At 67.7% G+C, this 18,886-nt stretch carries 18 protein-coding genes; 5 read left to right on the top strand and 13 right to left on the bottom strand.

Annotated elements, in window-relative coordinates; translation table 11 throughout:
- Positions 1-4 precede the first annotated feature (4 nt).
- Positions 5-574, bottom strand: a complete 570-nt coding sequence (locus FCK90_RS12550; RefSeq protein ID WP_158034643.1) for a hypothetical protein — start codon at positions 572-574, stop codon at positions 5-7.
- A 13-nt stretch (positions 575-587) separates the two neighbouring features.
- On the bottom strand, positions 588-2,141 hold the full coding sequence (locus FCK90_RS12545; protein ID WP_158034642.1) for a sodium/proline symporter: 1,554 nt from the start codon (positions 2,139-2,141) through the stop codon (positions 588-590).
- Positions 2,142-2,603: 462 nt separating this feature from the next.
- On the opposite strand from FCK90_RS12545, the gene FCK90_RS12540 reads away from it, so the two are divergent.
- Positions 2,604-3,371 carry a helix-turn-helix domain-containing protein gene (locus tag FCK90_RS12540; RefSeq protein ID WP_158034641.1) on the top strand — a complete coding sequence of 256 codons (768 nt, stop codon included), beginning with the start codon at positions 2,604-2,606 and terminating at the stop codon, positions 3,369-3,371.
- 51 nt (positions 3,372-3,422) lie between these two features.
- On the opposite strand, the gene FCK90_RS12535 is transcribed toward FCK90_RS12540, so the two are convergent.
- On the bottom strand, positions 3,423-4,631 hold the full coding sequence (locus FCK90_RS12535; protein WP_158034640.1) for a globin domain-containing protein: 1,209 nt from the start codon (positions 4,629-4,631) through the stop codon (positions 3,423-3,425).
- A 205-nt stretch (positions 4,632-4,836) separates the two neighbouring features.
- On the opposite strand from FCK90_RS12535, the gene FCK90_RS12530 reads away from it, so the two are divergent.
- Positions 4,837-6,237: a sensor histidine kinase gene (locus tag FCK90_RS12530; RefSeq protein ID WP_158034639.1), complete on the top strand. Its 1,401-nt coding sequence runs from the start codon at positions 4,837-4,839 to the stop codon at positions 6,235-6,237.
- Positions 6,234-6,578 (top strand): sensor histidine kinase, encoded by a 345-nt coding sequence (locus FCK90_RS12525; protein ID WP_181954313.1) that lies wholly within the window; start codon positions 6,234-6,236, stop codon positions 6,576-6,578. Before FCK90_RS12530 ends, FCK90_RS12525 begins: the two co-directional genes overlap by 4 nt.
- 49 nt (positions 6,579-6,627) lie before the next feature.
- Here FCK90_RS12525 and aztD read toward each other — a convergent pair whose 3' ends face one another.
- From aztD to aztB, 4 genes are all read right to left on the bottom strand, one after another.
- Positions 6,628-7,896 (bottom strand): zinc metallochaperone AztD, encoded by a 1,269-nt coding sequence (gene aztD, locus FCK90_RS12520; protein ID WP_246180331.1) that lies wholly within the window; start codon positions 7,894-7,896, stop codon positions 6,628-6,630.
- Positions 7,897-7,969: 73 nt separating this feature from the next.
- Positions 7,970-8,920 carry a zinc ABC transporter substrate-binding protein AztC gene (gene aztC / locus FCK90_RS12515; RefSeq protein ID WP_158034637.1) on the bottom strand — a complete coding sequence of 317 codons (951 nt, stop codon included), beginning with the start codon at positions 8,918-8,920 and terminating at the stop codon, positions 7,970-7,972.
- A complete protein-coding gene (locus FCK90_RS12510; protein ID WP_158034636.1) occupies positions 8,917-10,185 on the bottom strand; it encodes a PQQ-like beta-propeller repeat protein in 1,269 nt (422 codons plus the stop codon). Before FCK90_RS12510 ends, aztC begins: the two co-directional genes overlap by 4 nt.
- Positions 10,186-10,198: 13 nt before the next feature.
- On the bottom strand, positions 10,199-11,050 hold the full coding sequence (gene aztB, locus FCK90_RS12505; RefSeq protein ID WP_158034635.1) for a zinc ABC transporter permease AztB: 852 nt from the start codon (positions 11,048-11,050) through the stop codon (positions 10,199-10,201).
- Positions 11,051-11,079: 29 nt separating this feature from the next.
- On the opposite strand from aztB, the gene aztA reads away from it, so the two are divergent.
- Positions 11,080-11,736: a zinc ABC transporter ATP-binding protein AztA gene (aztA, locus tag FCK90_RS12500; protein WP_158034634.1), complete on the top strand. Its 657-nt coding sequence runs from the start codon at positions 11,080-11,082 to the stop codon at positions 11,734-11,736.
- Between the two features lie 84 nt (positions 11,737-11,820).
- Here aztA and FCK90_RS12495 read toward each other — a convergent pair whose 3' ends face one another.
- Positions 11,821-12,540 carry a CDP-alcohol phosphatidyltransferase family protein gene (locus tag FCK90_RS12495; RefSeq protein WP_246180330.1) on the bottom strand — a complete coding sequence of 240 codons (720 nt, stop codon included), beginning with the start codon at positions 12,538-12,540 and terminating at the stop codon, positions 11,821-11,823.
- Between the two features lie 114 nt (positions 12,541-12,654).
- Positions 12,655-13,125: an endonuclease/exonuclease/phosphatase family protein gene (locus tag FCK90_RS15960; protein ID WP_343029899.1), complete on the bottom strand. Its 471-nt coding sequence runs from the start codon at positions 13,123-13,125 to the stop codon at positions 12,655-12,657.
- A 508-nt stretch (positions 13,126-13,633) separates the two neighbouring features.
- Here FCK90_RS15960 and FCK90_RS12485 point away from each other — a divergent pair.
- Positions 13,634-14,650 (top strand): glycosyltransferase family 4 protein, encoded by a 1,017-nt coding sequence (locus FCK90_RS12485; protein WP_158034633.1) that lies wholly within the window; start codon positions 13,634-13,636, stop codon positions 14,648-14,650.
- A gap of 92 nt (positions 14,651-14,742) precedes the next feature.
- Here FCK90_RS12485 and FCK90_RS12480 read toward each other — a convergent pair whose 3' ends face one another.
- The 4 genes from FCK90_RS12480 to FCK90_RS12465 form a co-directional block, all read right to left on the bottom strand.
- Positions 14,743-16,401, bottom strand: coding sequence for an ABC transporter permease (locus FCK90_RS12480; protein WP_246180327.1), 1,659 nt, complete (start codon positions 16,399-16,401; stop codon positions 14,743-14,745).
- 3 nt (positions 16,402-16,404) lie between these two features.
- Complete coding sequence (locus tag FCK90_RS12475) at positions 16,405-17,268, bottom strand: ABC transporter ATP-binding protein (protein WP_220433332.1); 864 nt, start codon at positions 17,266-17,268, stop codon at positions 16,405-16,407.
- On the bottom strand, positions 17,265-18,302 hold the full coding sequence (locus tag FCK90_RS12470) for an ABC transporter substrate-binding protein (protein WP_220433331.1): 1,038 nt from the start codon (positions 18,300-18,302) through the stop codon (positions 17,265-17,267). The genes FCK90_RS12475 and FCK90_RS12470 overlap by 4 nt, the downstream gene beginning before the upstream one ends.
- Positions 18,303-18,636: 334 nt before the next feature.
- Positions 18,637-18,886: integrase core domain-containing protein (locus FCK90_RS12465; protein WP_246180320.1), on the bottom strand; the 250-nt coding region annotated here is incomplete at both ends.

The raw sequence follows: 18,886 nt of genomic DNA, 5'->3' as shown, positions 1-18,886 counted from the left end.
CTTCTCAGGCACGGAAGACGAAGTGCTTGCCGGTCATGGCGTCCACGAGGACCTCAACCGGTTTCTCGTCCGCACCCGCTGTGATCCACCAGTTGGGTTTGCCGAAGAGCAGTGGTTCCCCGTTGACGTGGAGGTCGAGGTCCGAGCCCAGGCGACGGCGTCGGAAGAGCACGCCGAGCATGAGCTCCCGCGCGGCGTCGATCGCCGTGTCACGAGCCAGCCGCGGTTGAGGGTCACGGTCCGAGGCTGCTGAGTCAGGGCGCGGGAAGAAGTCCTGACGGTTCCAGGGCTCGGTCACATACGCACGTCCGCCCACGAGGTCCACCACGGCATGAGCGAGCAGCGCGCGGGGCTCGATCGGACGCCTCCGCCGGCTGTTTCCGGACATCCGGAACTCGACGCCGAGCATGGGGTGATGGACCAGTTCGGCGTTGAGGGTGCGATCGTCCCGGAGCCGGCTGCTCATCCGCTTGATCGCATCAGCGCTCGAGACCAGAGGGCGGCGGACGGCCTCCGGGGCCGGCAGCGGAACGGACTCCGCCGCCTGGCCGCCGGAGGCAGCATTCGAAGGCACTGGCATGGAGTCCTTACCGCTCCTGCCCGGCCGGTACGTCGGCGGGGCGCTGAGAGGCCAGGGCGGCATCCTCGCCGATCAGGAGCCGGGCGGGAATCGGCGCCACCCGTCCCGCTTCACGGACGGCTTCGGCGATCCGCTCGGGCACGGGATGGCTCTTCTGGGTGGTGAGGGAGCCGATCACCATAGCCAGCACCGAACCGGCGATGCCGATGACCATCGGGTCGACACCGAGGAGTTCCGTAGAGTCGACGACCTGCGCCGTCACGGCCGCGGCGGTACCGACGACCATCGAACTCAGAGCACCGACGGTGTTCGCCCGCTTCCACCAGACCGCGCAGACATAGGCCGGAACGAACGCGGAACCGAGGACGGTCGTGGCGAACACGACGATGCTGAAGACCCCGGGCGGCCTCGCCATCGCGAGCACCAGGCCCACGACCGCGAGCAGGAGGACCGTCAGCCTGGAGACGTTGACGGAAGTCTTCGGGTTGACGCTCTTGGTAAAACGGGCCCACAGATCGTGAGAGGCGATGGTTCCCGCCTGAAGCAGCAGCGCGTCGGCCGTCGACATGATCGCGGCCATGATCGCAGCCATCACGATGCCCACCGCGACAGGGGGCAGTACCGTCTCGGCGACCTGGAAGATCGCCAGCTCCGGATTGTCCAGGTTGGGCACGATCAGCAGCGAGAGCATGCCGATGATGTAGGCACTCGGGATGAACAGCAGGTTGAAGCCGGTCGAGTAGATGCTCGCCTGGCGGGCGACCGAAGGTCGCGACATCGACATATGACCCACCACCACGTGCGGCCAGCCGAGATAGCCGATGGAGAACACCAGCAGAGCCCCGAGGATGACTCCCCAGGCGCCGAGGTACTGACCCTCCGCGCCCCACATGGTCAGGAGGTTCTCGTTGATGTTCCCGATCGCCTCATGGCCCTGCGTGAGTCCACCGACCGCCTGGAGGGAAGCGATCAGGATCCACAGCATGCCGACGACCATGATGATGGCCTGCACGAAATCGCTGTAGGCGACGGCGAGATAGCCACCGAGGAAGGTGTATCCGACGATCACCCCGACGGCGATGATCAGCGACCAGTTCAAGGAAATGCCCGTCACCATGGACAGGCCTTGACCGCCAGCGAGGAATTGAGCGAGGAGGTAGAAGAACATGCAGAAAAGAGCGATCGGCGCCGCAATGAGTCGTGTCCACACCGACGGGTAACGATGTTCCAGATAGCCGATCGAGGTGATCGCTCCCAGCATCTGCGACAACTTGCGCATCCGGCGGCCGAGGATGGAGAGATTGAGCACGCCGCCGCCGACATCCCCCAGGGCATACCACATGCTGAAGTAGCCCTGGGTATTGGCAAGCGATCCAGCGCCCATGAACATGTATCCGGACATGGAGGTGCTCTGCAGGCGCAAAGCAGTCACGGCTGGGCCGAGGCTACGCCCACCGAGAAGAAAAGCCTCGGAATCAGCGGTGCTTTTCCTCATGGACCACAGCCCGATGCCGATCATGGCCATGAAGTAGATGATGAGGAAGAACAGCTCCATACTCATGACTGCGGTTCCTCCTGACCTGTGTCATCGACGTCCTCCACATGCCAGTGACGGGTCGTGATCACGAATACGGCCGTATAGAGACACCAGAATCCGATCACCCCGACCATGATTGCAGTGGTTTCCATGGGTAATCCGAACATGACGACCGCCTTTCCGGTGACCGCTGTTTCACAGCGAGCTTGCGACATGTTAGTCAGAGCCGGCTTGCGGAGACAAGTTCTGCGCTTCCAGATTGCCGGAATTGATCTGTAACCCGGAGGACACGAATACGGAACATAGACGTAAATCCGGAAATTTCCTCCGATCCTGATATCACAGTTTCCCGGGGAGTTCGAATCGGAGTTCTATATCCATGCTTCACGCAATGATATTTGTGAATACATATGAATTGGATGGTCCCCGCGGACGGGCGATAGCCCTGGACTTCAAAACCGCCCGACGGCTCGCTACCATGGGGGCATGCCTCGCCGAGTGGACGACTACAGGGGACTCACGCAGAAGAGCCGGCTGCGCCTGCTCCACGCGGTGCAGCGTGTCCCGGGCCGGCGACTGCAGGAACTCGCCGAAGAAGCGGGGATGCCCATCAACACGGCGCGTGACCATCTGCGAATCCTGAAGGACGAGGGTCTCATCGCGAGTTCTCCGGTGGAGACCGGCGAGCGCGGGCGACCGCCGCACGTGTACTCCCCCGTTCAGAGTGCCGAGCACAGCCCTGTCGCGCAGAGGCGAGTCCACGACGCGAAGACTCGGGGCGATATTCTGCGGGGCCTCGATCCGCAGCTCGACCACAGCGACGCGCTCGGGGTCGAAGCGGTGCACCAGCTCGACACCCTGTACGAGCATCTGGAGGACGCCGGCCTGGAGCCCGAGATCGACGAGGACGACCTCACCATCGGGCTGCTGCCGTGCCTCTACGAGGGCATGCTCGATACCGACCGCCCGATCGTCTGCTCCGTTCATGCAAGGCTCGTCCGGGATCAGCTCGAGCAGGTCCCCGGCCCGCTGGAGCTCCGGCGTCTGCATCCCTTCATCGGCCCGAAACGCTGCGAGCTGGTCCTGGGGCGCCGCGGAGAGCAAGCACCCTCCTCACGCCCAGGAGGGGTCGACGCCGATCAGTCCGACTCAGAGCTGGAACAGTACGCCGTCCGGGCCATGCGCGCCATGCACGCGTCGGGAGGGGAGACCCCTCCCGACGGCACGACGGCGAGCGGGACCGCCCCTGCTTGACCCGCTCGGCCGCTCCCCTCTGCTCCCCCTCACCTGTTCCCCGGGTATCGCTCAGTCCGGCTGCTGCGCCCAGAGATCGGGGCCGAACACCTCGTAGTGGATATTGCCGCTCGGCACGCCCTGGTCGATCAGGGCCCGGCGAGCGCTCTGCATGAACGGCAGCGGACCGCACATGAACACCTGCGCCTCTTCGGGCAGCTCCACATCGGAGAGGTCCATGAACCCCGACTTCGCCGGGTGCAGGGTCGGTGCGTTCTCGGCGTCCTCCTCGTACCAGTTCTGGGCGCGAGCATCCGGCATGGCGAGGACCTGGCGACGCAGTCCCTGGTACAGGGCGTGGTGCGCGTGCGACTTGTCGGCGTGGAAGAGCCGCACCGTCCGGTCCGGCTGGCGGCGGGAGAGGTCTTCCATGATGGCGGCCACCGGTGTGATCCCGATGCCGGCCGAGACCAGCACCAAGGGGGCTTCCGTGTCGTCGAGCACGACGTCACCGGCGGGCTGAGAGACGTCCAGGACGGTGCCGGGCTGCGCGTGCTCGTGCAGCCAGCTCGATACCTGCCCGTCCGGGACGCCGCCGGCGCCGTGGACACGCTTGATGGTCACCCGCAGCGAATCGCCGCGCGGCCCGGAGGAGATCGTGTACTGGCGCGGCTGGCGCAGGCCGTCGGGTAGGTCGACGGCGATCGCCACGTACTGCCCCGTGCGGTGGCTGGGAACCTGGCCGGCCACCGGGGACAGGAGCAGCGAGAACACGTCCTCGGACTCCTCGAAGCGCTCGACCACCCGGTACTCGCGCCAGGGATGCTCCGGATCGGTATCGGCGTGGGCGTAGAGCCTGGCCTCCTCGGCGATCAGCGACGTCCCGAAGAGCCAGTAGACCTCATCCCACGCCGCTGCGACCTCGGGCGTGATCGCATCGCCGAGGACCTTCTTCACGGCCCCCAGCAGGTAGCGACCGACGATCGTGTATTCGGGAGCCTTGATGCCGAGCGAGACGTGTTTGTGGGCGATCCGCTGCATGACGGGGGTGAAGTCGGGTGCTTCCGGATCGATCAGGTGCACCGCGAACGCTACGACCGAGGCCGCGAGTGCCTTCGGCTGCTCCCCGACCGCCTGGTTGGCGCGGTTGAAGACATTGAGCAACTCGGGGTGGGCCTCGAACATGTCCGGGTAGAACACCTTGGTGATCTCCTCGGCATGCTCGGCCACGACCCCCGCCGTCTGGGCCACGATGGCCTCTGAATCTGGGGACAGTCTCATGATGGGTCCTTCTGTGCTGGTCGACGCTGGTCAACACGGAACTGAGTGCTCCTGATGGTCTCCCAGCGGAGGGCTGCTGTGATGCCGGTTTCGCCGTGATTATTCGAGAAAGGTCGACGTCAGGCGGTGCCACTGCGGGGCTTGCATGAAAGACTGCTGACAATAAATTCGATGAATAAGGATAGGTAAGGGCTGTGGCGAAGCGATGATCCAGAGAATCTGGGAACAGGCCTACCTCTCCCCTGCCGGCAGCACCCGCCGGATGGCGCAGCAGGCGATTCTTGCCGTACTGCTCGGCGTCTCCGTGATCGGCATCCTGCTGTTCGTTCCCGGCATGAGCAGCTCCCCCGTTCTGTGGATCGGCACCGGACTCCTGATCGCGGCCACGGTCGCTTCAATCGCGGTGCCGTGGGACAGGTTCGGGCAGGGAAAGGACATCGTCATCCCTCTGACCGATCTGGTGGCCGTCGGCTGCGTCCGGCTGGCCACTCTCCCGGAGGGGTCATCTCTGTCGTTGTTGATGTTCTTCCCCGCGGTGTGGCTGGTGGTCAATCATCGTCGGCTCGGGATCCTCCTGGCGGTGAGCGCATCTTTCCTTCTGGTCACCGTCCCCAATGTCCTCAGCGCTGAGAACCCTGCCGATTTTCTTCTCATAGCGCGCAGCCTGCTGCTCCCGCTGGTCATCTTCATGATCTCGGTCATGATCGTCGGACTGTATGACCGACTCGAGGCGGCGCGCGCACGAGCTGACAATCTGTCGAGAATGGAAACCGCCGGACGGGACGAGGCACGGCGCCTGTCGCGTCTGCTGCGCAGCATCGGCGAGAGCCTCAGCGTGGGAGTCCTGGTTCTCGACAAGGAGGGCAACGACCTGATGTGGAACCGGGCTCAGCGCAGAATTCACGCGCTCGCCTCCCCTCCCGAGAATGAGGACAAGACGGAAGCAGGTCATCTCGTGTTCCGGTCCGACGGCCGGACCTCGATCCCCGCCGAACGGAGGCCCGCCTCTCGAGCAGCTCACGGGGAGACCTTCGAGAACATGCTCATGTGCGTCGGTGCTCCAGGTGCCGAGCAGGTCGCGCTGTCGGTCTCCGCACGGCCCGTGGTCAATACGGAAGGAGAGAAAGAGGGAAGCGTCATCGTGATGAACGATGTCACGGAGATCCGTGCGGCCATGAAGGCCCGAGAGGAGTTCCTGGCGAATGTGTCCCATGAGCTGCGCACCCCCTTGACCTCGATACTCGGGTACATCGAACTCTCGAAGGACGAAGTGGGGGGTCCGGATGCCGATCTCTCCGTGGTCGGCGACTATATGGACGTTGCCAAGCGCAATGGAGAGCAGCTGCTGGCCCTCGTCGAGGATCTGCTCCTGGAACAGCAGTCCCAGGCGGGCAAACTGGTCCTGAATTTCGAGCGGCACCGTGTCTCGGATCTGGCCTCGCACGTGCTGCGTTCCCTGCAGCCCCTCGCAGCAGAAAAGGGCATCGAACTGATCGGCGAGTGCGAGAACACGCCGGAGTCCCTGCTCGACTCATCGCGCATGGTCCAGGTCTTCAGCAACCTCGTCTCCAACGGGATCAAGTACAACAGGTCAGGGGGAGGGTGACCGTCTCGACGGGGGTACGGTCCGGTGATATCGAGTTCACCGTCAGCGACGACGGACCGGGTCTGGACGCCGAGGACGCCGCCAATCTCTTCACGCCGTTCTTCCGCGGTAAATCGGGAATGCTGTCGAAGACCTCCGGCGCGGGCCTGGGCATGGCGATCGTCAAGAGCATCACCCAGGCTCATGGGGGATTCGTCTCCGTCGTCGAGACCGCCCCGGGGAAAGGGCTCACCTGCCGGGTGACGCTGCCCGCCTCGGGTCCCCTGCTGCATCGGCGGATCGAACCCACGGACGCAACGAGTCGGCAGTTCAGTCGCCCATCGCTACCGATGGGCGACTGAACTGCCGACTCGCCGGGTCTGCTGAAGGCCCGAGCCTGCGATGCCCTGATCAGCCGGTGACACCCGTGATTTCGTTGATGGCGTGGGGTGCCTCGGCGCTCTGGAGCACCTCGCCCGTGGTCAGATCCACCGCATGGATCTGGTTGCTGGCCGGTTCAGTGACATAGGCCCGATCGCCCTCGACGTACAGGGCGGGCCGGGGCTGCTGCCAGTCCTCGGGTTCCTCCCACGCCTCGACGACCGGATAGGACTCGGTGACCTCACCGGAGTCGGGATCGATCACGTGCAGCTGGCCGTCGGTTCCCAGCACCAGCGCCTGTCCCTCCGGGCCACGGCCGAGGGACTTGAAGCTGTACGAGGTGCCCAGGTCCACCAGCTGCAATTGCCCGGTCTCGGTGTTGGTCAAGCTGATCCGCTCGGGGCGTTCGAGATCGGCGTCCTCGTCCACCTTGTAGTCGCCCAGCACCACGGGCGACTGCTCGGAACCTGCCTGGTTGCCGATGCGACCGTAGGAGTCCGGGGCATCCGTTTTGGTGAAGGTCCCGTCCTTGAAGAACAGGATCCCGTCCTCGCAGCCGAGCGCGATGGCCTCCCCCTGGGCCGCCGCTTCGCCGTGGACCCCGGGGCACTCCTCGCTCCGGGCCACCTCACCCCCGTCCGCGTCGACCACGATGGCGCCGTCGCGTTCCTCCTCGTTGCCGAGGGTGTACAGGAGGTGCCCGTCGGGCAGCTCGACCGCCACGCCGTGATGCGGCTCCTCGGCTTCCTTCACGGTCGGCTGGGCATCGCCTTCGAGGAACGACGCCGAGTCGAAGATCTGGATCTTGCCGTCGCCGTCGCCGAACAGGACGGTCTTGCCGCCGTGACGCACCACATGGCCCGGTTCCTCCGTCTCGTAGACGGTCTCGGTCAATTCGGGGTCCCCCGCATAGCTGTGGGTGTGGTCGCCGTGGGGCTCAGTCCATACCCCGGCATCGAACAGCTGGAAACCTTGGGAGGTCGAGACCAGCGCATGGCGGCCGTCGCCGGCTGCATTGACCCGGTTGAAGCCCTCCAAGGGGGTATCGTCGACGACCTCCAGCGTGGTGGCGTCCAGGGTGAGAAGCCCGCCGTCGTAGGTGGTCACCAGGCGCGGCTGGGCCGCATCGACCGCGGTGGCTTCGTGCTCGTGAGCCGTCTCCGTGGTCGCGGCCGTCTGCCCCTGACTCGGGGAGGCGGTGCTGGTCGTCTCCCCCGCTCCCGAGCAGCCCGCCAGCAGGGCGGAGGCGGTGACCAGGGAGGTGCCGATCAGTAGTGTTCTGCGGTGTTTGTGCATCATGTGCCTTTCTCAGTGATGGTTCCAGCGATAGGTGATGGGGCGATGGCAGGCGCCCGGAATACGAGGAGCCGTTCTAGTCAGAGGGCCGCTGACCGGTCAGACCGTCAGCGATCCGCGCGGCGTTGATCTCCTGCATGGAGATGTAGTCGCCCGCGTCCTGCTCGGGTTCGGTCAGCGATTCCGAGTAGAGAGGAATCACCTCCACATCGACGCCGGCCTCATCGGCCAGAACGTCGGCGAGTTTCTGCTGCTGGGACGAGTCGACGAAGATCGCGGGCACGTCATTCGCGCGGATCGTTTCCGACAGGTCGTTGAGGTCGGCCGCCGACGGCGCCGCCAGGGTGGTCCCGCTCGGGATGACGGCGCCGACGACCTCGTAGTCGAAACGATCGGCCAGGTACCCGAAGACGTGGTGGTTGGTCACCAGCTTCCGCCGGTCGGCGGGCACCTCGGACAGTGTTTCCGCAACATCCCGGTCGAGCTGTTCGAGCTCGCCCCGGTAGGACGACGCGGAATCCCGGATGCGATCCATGGCGCCGGGATCCAGCTCCTCGTCCAGCCTCTCCTCGATGACGTCGACGGCCTCGATCATGCGACCGGGGTCCGTCCAGAAATGCGGATCTTCGGTACCGGAGGAGGATCCCGAGGAGTACTCCAGGGGATCGATGTGCTCCCCGACCTCGAGAACCGGGACGTCCTGGGACCGCGCGTTGTCCAGGTTGGCGGCCAGTCCCTCCTCCAGGCCCAGGCCGTTGGCGACGATCAGGTCGGCCGTTTCCATATATCCGGCTTCCTGCGCGGACACGCCGAACGAGTGCGGATCGGCATTGGGCTTCATCAGAACGTGGACCTCGGCGTTGTCGCCTACCAGGTTCTGCACCACGTCGCCGAGGATGTTGGTGGTCACCACGATGCTCGGGCGCTCTTGCGAGGATCCGCAGCCGGCGATCGCCAAGAGCGCCGACAGGCACAGGGTCAGGACCGCTGCGATCGGTGCCGCCCGCCGGGCCGGCCCGTGCCTCATCGGCCCATCACCGCGATCTGCGTGGGCTGGCCTCCCGCCGCGAAGCTGCGAGCCTCCCTCAGGCCATCGGCCACGTCGAGTTCCAGGACCCGCCCGCCCGCCGGATCGGAGACATAGGCCCGCTCATCGTCGACGGCGACCGTGGGGGCGGGAGAGGATTCCTCGTTCTCGTCCTCGTCCGATGGAACCTGGACGAGTTCCCGGCTGGAGAGGATCTCCCCCGTCTCCGGGTCGATGGCGTAACCGACGCCGTCGGCGTCCAGGGCCAGCGCGGTGCCGTCGTCCGGGGAGATGCCCGCGGAGATCACCTCGGCACCCGTGGCCACGTGGGTCCAGGATCCCGTGGCGGGGTCGAGAAGGCCCAGCCCGGAGCCTTCGAAGGGGGCTATCAGGAGATCGCTTCCGGCCGTCAGGGTCCAGGCGCGGCCCTCTGCCTGCTCCGGATAGGGCTGGAGCGTGGAGCCGAAGTCCTCATCGACCGTCAGCACGCCCGCATCGCAGGCGAAGGCCGCGGCGTCCGAGGTGGCACCGGCGCCATGGATCTGCGAGCAGTCCGTCTGACCTGATAGCTCGGCGGGCTGTCCCCCGCCGCTGTAGAGGGCGAGTTCGCCGGGCAGTTCATCGGGCCCGTCGTCCTGCGGCGTCGTGGTGATCACGTGGTCGTTGAAGGGCACCGCGAGACCGTGATGCGCGCCGGTCTCGATCGACATCGTCTCGGTGAGCTCACCGTCCTCGAGGGGCTTGCGGTCGTAGACCTTCACCGCACCATCGCCGTCAAAGAAGACGGCGACCGACGCGTCATGGGACACCACGTGCCCGGGCTCGTCGCCGGAGACTTCGTCCACCTCGGAGACCCCCGAGGTGTAGTAGTGGACGTGGTCCCCGTGGTCCACCGTCCACACGCCGCTGTCGTAGACCCGGACCTGCCCGGCCTCCCCGTCGGTCTCGAACAGGTACCGGTTGTCCGCCGCCCCGATCCGCGTCTGCGACCCCCCGTTCTCCTCGGCCACGCTCTCCTCGGTCAGCAGATCGAGAATCTCGAGGCTGCCGTCCTGACCGTCGTGAACGGCCAGGCGGAGTTGCGGCTCACTGGCCTCCTGGGCGCCTTCGACGTAGCCGTGCGGGGCACTGGCCGAGCTACCCGCCTCCGACGGCATGGATGGCGGCGCCTCAGCTGCGGGATCACTACTACCGCAGGCACTCAGGCCGAGGGCGAGGATGGCCAGGCTGCTGTAGATCACGGACCTATGGGTGGAGCGGTTCACGTCCCGGGACTCCTTAATGCGAACTGTTCTCATTACTGTTCGATGAGCGTACTCGATACACCGTCCGCTTCACCAGCAGGGACACGAAGAAGGTCGATGCGCTCAACAACGCGATGGTGGCGCCCGCGGCGGTCTCCGCATACCAGCTGATCAGCAGACCGGCGTAGATCTGCGTCACACCCAGCAGCGCCGCACCGGCCATGATGGCGGGGATCGTGCGGGCCACCAGGGTCACCGTGGCCGGCGGCCCGATGAGCAGGCCGAAGACGAGCAGGGTGCCCACGATCTGAAAGGACGCGACCGTCGCCAGGGCCGTGAGCGCGAGCATGGCCAGGTGCGCCCAGTGCGGTCTCATGCCCAAGGTGGTGGCCTTCTGCTCATCGAAAGCCAGTGCCACGAACGGGCGATGCAGGATCCAGCACGCGATCGCCGTCACCAGCGCCGCGATGCCGATGATCAGCACATCGTCGCGCCGCACACCCAGGACGTCGCCGAACAGGAAACTCGTCAGATCCACCGCGAAGGACTCCGAATGCGACACGATCACGACGCCGAGGGCCAGCATGCCGATGAACTGCAAACCGATGCTGACGTCCTGCGAGAGCTTGGCCTCTCTGGAGGTCCAGACCACCCCGATCGACATGACCAGAGCGCTGAGGGCCGCGCCGAGCATGAGATTGCCGCCCAGGATGGAGGCGATCGCGACCCCGGGAAGCATGCCGTGCGACATCGCGTCCCCGAAGAAGGCGAGCCCGCGCAGGACCACCCAGGTGCCGATGCACGCGCACAGCACGGCGGCGAAGGCACCCGCCACTAGCGCTCGCGCGACGAAGGAGACCTCGAAAGGGGTCAAGAGAATGTCCATCTGAGAACGATAACCATTATGATCAGGAGATGGCCGCCCCCATCCGAATCTCCGAGCTCAGCTGCCACTACGGCCGGCTCCGCGCCCTCACCTCGGTATCCACGACCATTCCGACGGGTACGACGACGGCCCTCGTCGGTGCCAATGGATCGGGCAAGTCCACTCTGCTCGCGGTCATGGCCGGGACGAAGAAGATGTCTTCCAGCAGGATCGAGGGCCTCCCCCGCAACGTCGCCTTCGTCGTTCAACGCAGCGCTGTCCCCGACCGACTTCCCATCACGGTGCGCGAGGCGGTCGAGATGGGCCGATGGCGCCGACGGGGTCTGCTCGGCAGACTCGACGGTCACGACCGGTCAGTGGTCGATGGCGCGCTGGAGGATCTCGGGATCCAGGATCTCGCGGGACGGCAGCTGGGAGAGGTCTCGGGGGGCCAGCGCCAACGGGCCCTCATCGCCCAAGGACTGGCTCAGCAAGCCGAGCTGCTGCTCCTGGACGAGCCGCTGGCGGCGGTGGACGAGGAGACGGCGCTGCGCATCGAGACCACCATCCGCCGTCAGCGGGCTGCCGCCGTGACCGTTGTGCTGGCCACGCACGATATCGAGCAGGCGGCGCGGGCGGATCGCGTCATCAGGCTCGACGGCGGAACCATCGCAAACGACGGGGTGACCGGTAGGCCGGCCGCATGACTCGATCCACCGTGCCGCCGCCCGACCCGATCGACCTCGGCTCCATGCTCGAGTGGATCACAGAACGCTGCTCGGTCCCGCAGATTAACCTCTCTTGCGCCCGGGCGGCCTGGAGCTGTCCCCGCTGCGTTCCAGGGCGACGATGTCCTTGCCGAAGGAGAAGAGCACTAACGACAGGGCTGCCGCGGTGCCTGCGGTAGCCAGCCAGACCGGTACTCCGGGAACGATCGCGACGAGCAGCGCGATGCCTTCCAAGGCCGCGATCGGCCGGCGAATCCGGCTCGGGGGCAAGTCTTGTCTCAGGCGCGGGCGGAGCCACGAGGCCAGACCGAAGAGGTAGCGCATGGCACCCAGCAGGATCACCCACCATCCGATGATCGGGGCCGTGTGCAGGCATAGAACGGCGTAGAGCACCGCATCCGCTTCCATGTCGAGGCGCGCCCCCACGGCACTGGCGGTCCCGGTGCGCCGGGCGAGCCATCCATCGACCGCGTCCGACAGCAGTGCCATCAGCGCGATCGCCGCGACCAGCGGAGTGCGGTCGGGCAGAACCCCGGTGAATACCAGGACGACGGCGCCCGCCAGCACCCCGCTCGAGACGAAGCGGACCAGGGTGACCCGGTCGGCGGCGGTGATCGGTTGGCCGTACTGCCGGGCCCGCCACCAGCAAGCCGCCGCGGGCAGCGGGGCTGATGTGAGGACCGCCCCGGCCGCCGGTACGCCCGGTACGCGCAGGACCAGGACCATCGCGGTGACGGCGCCGACAGCCAGGACCACGGCACCGATCGCCTCCAGAACCCCCACCCGCCGTTCCGGCCGGGTCGACCTTCGCTTATCGAGGTCCTGCGTCGACCGCCGGCCCCTCCTTCTCACGTTCACTCGATCCTCTCCGCCCCGCGCCCTTTCCGCCCGTCGCGCTCACCGGACGGAAACGCCGTTCTGGGGAAGTACCACCGCGGCCTGCACGAGAAGATGATCCGACGGCCACCCGCCGTCGATGCTCGCGGGGTTGATTCCGATGCGCTCGACCCGCACATCCGGGCTCACCGCGATCCAGTCGATCCGCTTACCCGGCCGCGGTGACCGGTACCGGGCGTACGTCCCGTACTCCGTAGTCAGCCGGGTGTCCGCTGCGTGCCAGGCATCGAGGAGGTGGCCGCGTGCGAACAGCTCGCGCAGTGGCCGCGAGCCCGGTCCCGCATTGAGATCCCCCATCACGACCACGGGATGGAGGTCGACCGCGACCGCGTCACGGACGATGGCGGCCGAGTGGGCACGCGACCACGTGCACAGGGGTCGAAATGCGTATTGACGGCCCGGAACCCGACCCCGGTGACGCAGTCGCGGAACAGCACCGACACCATCACCCGTGGGAACAGGCTCGCCCACGACCGTGATCCGGGCACCTCCGGGGTGGACGACAGCGCCGTCTGCCGCCAATCGAGCAGTTCCAGGCGCGCAGCGTCGTAGAAGACGGGGCAGGCCTCCCCGCCACCGCGGGCATTCCTCCCGCGCCCCACGAAACCGTAGGTCCCGCCCAGGGACTCGCGCACGAACCGCACTTGATCGGGCAGCACCTCCTGCATCGCCAGGAGCGCGGGGCGCTCGGTTTTGAAAAACCGCGAGAGCAGAGGCGCCCGCACCGACCACCGGTCGGCGCGCGGCTGCGGGAGGCCGTTCAGGTGACGGCGGACGTTGAGGGTCATGACGTGCAACCGCGGAGGGGCCGTGCCGGGTAGCAAGGGAGTGGGCGACGTCATCGGCTGCACACCCGTCCGAAGGCCATTGCGCCGAACCGGCTGCGAGGATGGGGTGACACGGGACGCCGGCACGCCGCGTCCCCGGCCCGCCGACCGGCCGGTTCACGAGCTGTCCCGGCCGCGAAAGGAGACCATCCGTGACCCGACGGCAAGTGAATTTCGCCCGGTGGCGCAGCGGGACCGCCAGCGGCGGCAACCGCTACGACGATCGCCTCGTGCGCGCCCTGGCCGCACAGGAGGTGGACGTCCGCGAACACTTCCAGGAGGGTCCCTGGCCTGTTCCGGCGGAGGGGCATCGGACGGAATTCGGCGCGCTCCTGCGCACGGAACGCGTGTGGCTCGTGGATAACATCATCGCCTCGGCGGCACCGCGGGCAATCGCAGCCGCGGTCGGCGAGTGCCGCCGCGTGGCCGTGCTCCTGCATTACTTCCCGGCCGACGACCCCTCGCACTCCCCCGCCGACCGCGCTCGGCTGGCCCGGACCGAGGCCGCGTCGGTCCGGGCGGCGACGACCGTGATCACTACGAGCGCCTGGGCGGCCGGTGAGGTGCGGCGGCGTTATGGCCGCGACGTCGTCGTCGCCACTCCCGGCGTGGATCCGGCTCCGCCGGCGCGCGGATCCACGCCCCCGAGCCTCCTGTGGCTGGCGAGGCTGACCCGGACGAAGGATCCCGTGACCTTCGTCGAGGCACTCGACCAGCTCGGCGATCGTGCGTGGACGGCACGGATCGTGGGGCCCCACGGCCTGGACCCCGTACTCACGGACCACCTCAGGCAGCGCGCAGCCGCGGCCGGGCTCGCCGACGGCATCGAGATCACGGGTAGCCGGGAGGGCCCCGGCCTCGAGGCGATCTGGCACGGTACGGATCTGCTCGTCCACACCGCGCGGGAAGAGGCCTACGGAATGGTCGTGAGCGAGGCGCTCTCCCGGGGAGTCCCGTCGATCGTCCCCGAGGGGACGGGGGCTGTGGAGGCCCAACGCGGCGCGGGTGGGCGATTCCAGCCCGGGGACGCGACAGCCCTGGCCGCCGTCTTGGGCGCGTGGCTGGACGACCCCGGACTCCGCCGTCGCTGGCGCGACGCGGCTCTCGACCAGCGCGAGCGGCTGCCGAGCTGGGAGGACACCGCTGAGATCATCGCCGCGGCGTTGTGACCGGCACGGGCGCGTCGCCGCATCCAGGCGGCGCCGTCGGATGGTGCCCGCGCTCGGGCCGCCCGCGCTGACCGGACCGTGCCCCGGCCGGCTCATCGTCGCGTCTGCTCAGGTGCGACGACACGGAGGACGCGTTGCTCCACGACCTCGACGATCGCGTAGGCGATCAGGGACACCACCGTCACGATGACGACCGTCGACCACAGCGAGGTGTAACGGCTGGTGGCGGCGTCGACGGCCATCAGGTCGCCGAGTCCCGTCCCGGTTGCCAGCCATTCCGCCACGGTAGCCGCGAGGATGGCCGAGGGTGCCGCGATGCGCGCCGCCGAGAAAAACGCCGGTGCCATCGCGGGAATCCGGCCGAGCAGCAGCACTCGCAGGGGCGGTGTCGAGTAGGTCGCGAACACGTCGGTCACCTGTCCCGGGAGCTGCCGCAATCCCTGCAGGCAGGAGACGAGCGTGGGGAAGAACGTCAGGATCGCCACCACCACCGCGGTTCCGAACGGGCCGCGGCCCAGTGCGGCGACCAGCAATGGCGCCACCGCGATGATCGGTACGCACCGCAGCGCCACCGCGATCGGGGTGAGGGTGCGGCGCACCCGGTTCGACAGCGAGAACGCGGTGGCCAGCCCCAAGCCGAGCAGCAGGCCCGCCGCGTAGCCCGGGATCGCCACGGCCAGTGTCTCGCCGACCGCCCGGAAGATCTCCGTACGGTGGGCGGCCGCATCGGGTGAGGCGATCAGCCAGTCCCACACGTCATCCGGGCGCTTGGCGAAGTAGGGATTGAGGTCCAGGGCGGCGAAGAGGAGGATCCACCCGCCCAGGACGACCGCGATGCTCACGAGCGCACCGCCGACCCCGCGCGCCCACCGCGTCCAGCCCGCCGACCTCGCGGGTGGGCCGGACGGGGAGAGGAGCACATCCGGTCGCTCGGGCGTGATGCGGCGTGCGATCCAGGAGACGAGCCCGTAGCCCAGGAGGGAGACCAGGGTGCTGAGGATCATGAGCGCCCACAGCCCGTCCGTATCCAGGCTGCGCAGGGCGAGGATCGACAGCACCCCGAGCCCCCGCTCCGCGCCGGTGAACTCGCCGACCAGCGCGCCCAGGAACGCGGCCGGCACGGACACCTGCAGCCCGGCCATGAGATAGGGCAGGGCGGCCCGGAAGCGTACGGTCACCAGGGTGGTCCAGCGGCCGCGGCCGTAGCTGGCGGTGAGATCGAGCCACGTTCCGGGCAGAGCGCGCAGTCCCACGACCAGAGGAACGAGCGTCAGGTAGAAGACGGCGATGGCCGCGAGCGTGATCTGCGGGCCGTTGCTGGAGCCGTAGAGCAGACGCAGAAGCGGTCCCAGCGCCACGAGCGGCAGGCAGTACACGACCAGTGCGATCCGCAGCACCAGCCTCTCGAGACCCGGCACGAGGACGACGAGGACCGCCAGAATCACCGCCGCCGCATTGCCGAAGAGGTAGCCGAGCGCGGCATCCGTGGTGGTGAACAGCAGACCCCGGAGGTAGGTCTCGGTGTTCTCAGCGATCTTGGTGACGATGCCCGACGGCGTGCCGATGAGGTACAGCCCCGCGAAGACCGTGCGCCCCGCGACCTCCCACAGGCCCAGGACGACGATCGCCCCCAGCGCACCCCGCAGCGCTCCCGCCCAGCGAGGCGCGGGTTTCCTGCCCGGCCGGCGTGGGTCGGCGGGCGCGGTGGAGCCGGGTGAGCGCACGGGTGCGGTGGTGCTCTGCGGGCCCACGGGTCACCCGCCGACCGCGGCGGCGACACCGGAATCGCCGGCGCCGGAGGGAGGGGCACTCGCCGACGGCGGGACGGGTGCGTCAACGCCCAGGAGCGCACCGATCCGGTCGACGAGGTCGGTGAACCGGGGGCTGTGCTGCTGCTCCAAAGTGCGTGGGCGCTCGATCCCGACGGGGAGGTCGGCCACGACCGATCCCGGCCGGGCCGACATGACGAGCACACGGTCAGCCAGGAGGACCGCCTCGGAGATCGAATGCGTCACCAGCAGCGTGGTGGTCTGCAGTCCCGACCACAGCGGCGGCAGTTCGATGTTCAGCCGCCGACGGGTGAGCTCGTCCACCGCCCCGAAGGGTTCGTCCAGCAGCAGCAGTCGCGGCCGGGTGATCAGGCAGCGGGCGATGGCCGCGCGCTGCCTCATGCCGCCGGAGAGCTCGGCGGGCCGTGCCTTCTCGAATCCTTCGAGCCCCACCGTCGCCAGGAGGTCGGCGATGCGCTTGCGATCGACTCGCTGGCGGGCGAGTTTCTGCGCGAGTGCCACATTGCCCGCCGTCGTGCGCCAGGGCAGCAGGGAGGCGTCCTGGAAGGCGACGGCCAGCTCCCCCCGCGAACTCACCGCCGCGGGGGCGTCATCGCCGATGCGCACGCTCCCGCCGTCGTCGGGTGATTCGAGGCCCGCGATGATGCGCAGCAGCGTGGATTTCCCGCAGCCGGACGGCCCGACCAGGGCGGTGACCGTCCCCGCTTCCAGCGTGAGGTCCGCGCGCTCGAGCACCGTCAGCGGCTGGCCACCGGCAGTGAAGGTCTTGCCCACCGCATGGCAGACGACCTCCGGGGCCGTGCCCGGTGCGCCTGGGCCATCGCTCACGCGGTGGGCCCGTCGGCGTAGATCTCCTCGAGGATCGAGCGGTCCCACATCTGCTCCGTGGCTCCTTCGATACCCAGCAGCTCGAACAGCTCCAGGCTCTCCTGGACCTGCTCGTCCGTGAACCAGCCGAAGCCGGATTCTTCGGTCGCCTCGGAGTACATGATGTCCAGCTGCACCTCGGCCTGCTCGCGCTGGGTCTCCAGATCGAGACCGGCGTCGGGGTACAGGTCGACCACGAGGTCCGCGGCGGCGCCCGGATCCCTCTGGTAGAGCTGCCAGCCCTGCGCGTCGCCGCGGATGAGCCGGAGGATCGCGTCGCGGGTCTCCTCGTCCTCCAGGCTCTCGCGCAGCACGGTGTAGACCTGGCTCATGGGGTTGTAGCCGAAGTCGGCGAGCAGCATCGAATAGGCCTCCACGCCCTGCACCCGCAAGGCGACCGGGAGATCGTTGTAGAAGCAGAAGAGCGAGTCGACCTGGCCCGCGGTGAGGGTCGCGGGATCGTACTGGCTGGGCACGTATTCGACGTCGTCCTTGGCGATCCCGTTGATATCGAGAAACGCATCGAGGGCCGGTACGTTGGGGCCCGCCACCCCGACCTGGGTGCCGACCAGGTCCTCGGGGCTCTGGATGGGGGCATCGCCCAGGGACAGGATCGTATTGGCCGCCCGTTGGTATTGCGCCCCGACGATGACCAGATCCGCGCCTTCGGCGTTGGACCTGGCCACGCCGTCACCGCCGGAGATGTTGATCAGCGACTGCCCGCTGACGGTGTTCGTGTCCCCGGCGACGTTCGGCCCGCCGGCGGCCAGCGTGACGGATAGCCCCTGATCGCCGAAGAAGCCCGCGTCCTCGGCCAGGTAGGTGCCACCGAATTGCACTGAATGGGTCCAGGACAGCTGGTAGGTGACATCGGTGATGCCCTGCGAGCCACCGGCATCCCGGCTGCACGCGCTCAGGCCACCGAGTCCCGCGGCGCCCGCGCTCAAGCCGACCGCCCCGAGGAGGCGGCGGCGCGTCAACCGCCCGGTGCTCACGCGAGCCACCTTGCGTACGGCGAACGGACCTGGGATAGGAGGTGGACGAGCATGGACGACTCCTTCGCTTCGGGACCAGTCCACTTTAACCGCCGGGCATTGAACCCTGCCATCTCCCATCGTCCGCAGCGTCCACGGGAGGCGAGCCCTTGCCCCAGGTTCGTTCGAGTCACGACGGCGGTACCGGTCGGACTTCACCACCGAAACAGGAGTTCAGTCGCTGATCAACGTTGATGGGCGACCGAAGTCCGGTGTCGGCGGATAAAGGAGAGAGGCCGGTGAGCAGCCGACCGCGACAACGCGAACGGCCCCGGTGTCACCACCAGGGCCGTTNATCGACCCAGACGGGCCTGTCGGCGGCGGCGGTGATACTTGCGTTCGATCCAGGTGATGATCGCGATCCGCAGCTCGTCGCGGGTCCGCCACCGCTTCCGGTCCAGGACGTTCTTCTGCAGCAGGGCGAAGAAGGACTCCATCGCCGCATTGTCCCCAGCGGCGCCGACCTGTCCCATTGAGCCGATGAGGTGATGACGGTTCAGCGCGTGCACGAACTTCCGCGACCGGAACTGGGATCCTCGGTCCGA

This window comes from Kocuria coralli (assembly GCF_008831305.1).
Classification (GTDB): Bacteria; Actinomycetota; Actinomycetes; order Actinomycetales; family Micrococcaceae; genus Kocuria; species Kocuria coralli.
Note: the sequence above shows the minus strand (reverse complement) of the source record. Positions and strands in the feature narration are given on the sequence as shown.

Bases quoted from the DNA above. Each gene is read 5' to 3' on its own strand.
- FCK90_RS12545 (WP_158034642.1), bottom strand. From the start codon at position 2,141: ATGAGTATGGAGCTGTTCTTCCTCATCATCTACTTCATGGCCATGATC.
- FCK90_RS12540 (WP_158034641.1), top strand. From the start codon at position 2,604: ATGCCTCGCCGAGTGGACGACTACAGGGGACTCACGCAGAAGAGCCGG.
- FCK90_RS12535 (WP_158034640.1), bottom strand. From the start codon at position 4,631: ATGAGACTGTCCCCAGATTCAGAGGCCATCGTGGCCCAGACGGCGGGG.
- FCK90_RS12530 (WP_158034639.1), top strand. From the start codon at position 4,837: ATGATCCAGAGAATCTGGGAACAGGCCTACCTCTCCCCTGCCGGCAGC.
- aztD (WP_246180331.1), bottom strand. From the start codon at position 7,896: ATGATGCACAAACACCGCAGAACACTACTGATCGGCACCTCCCTGGTC.
- aztC (WP_158034637.1), bottom strand. From the start codon at position 8,920: ATGAGGCACGGGCCGGCCCGGCGGGCGGCACCGATCGCAGCGGTCCTG.
- aztB (WP_158034635.1), bottom strand. From the start codon at position 11,050: ATGGACATTCTCTTGACCCCTTTCGAGGTCTCCTTCGTCGCGCGAGCG.
- aztA (WP_158034634.1), top strand. From the start codon at position 11,080: ATGGCCGCCCCCATCCGAATCTCCGAGCTCAGCTGCCACTACGGCCGG.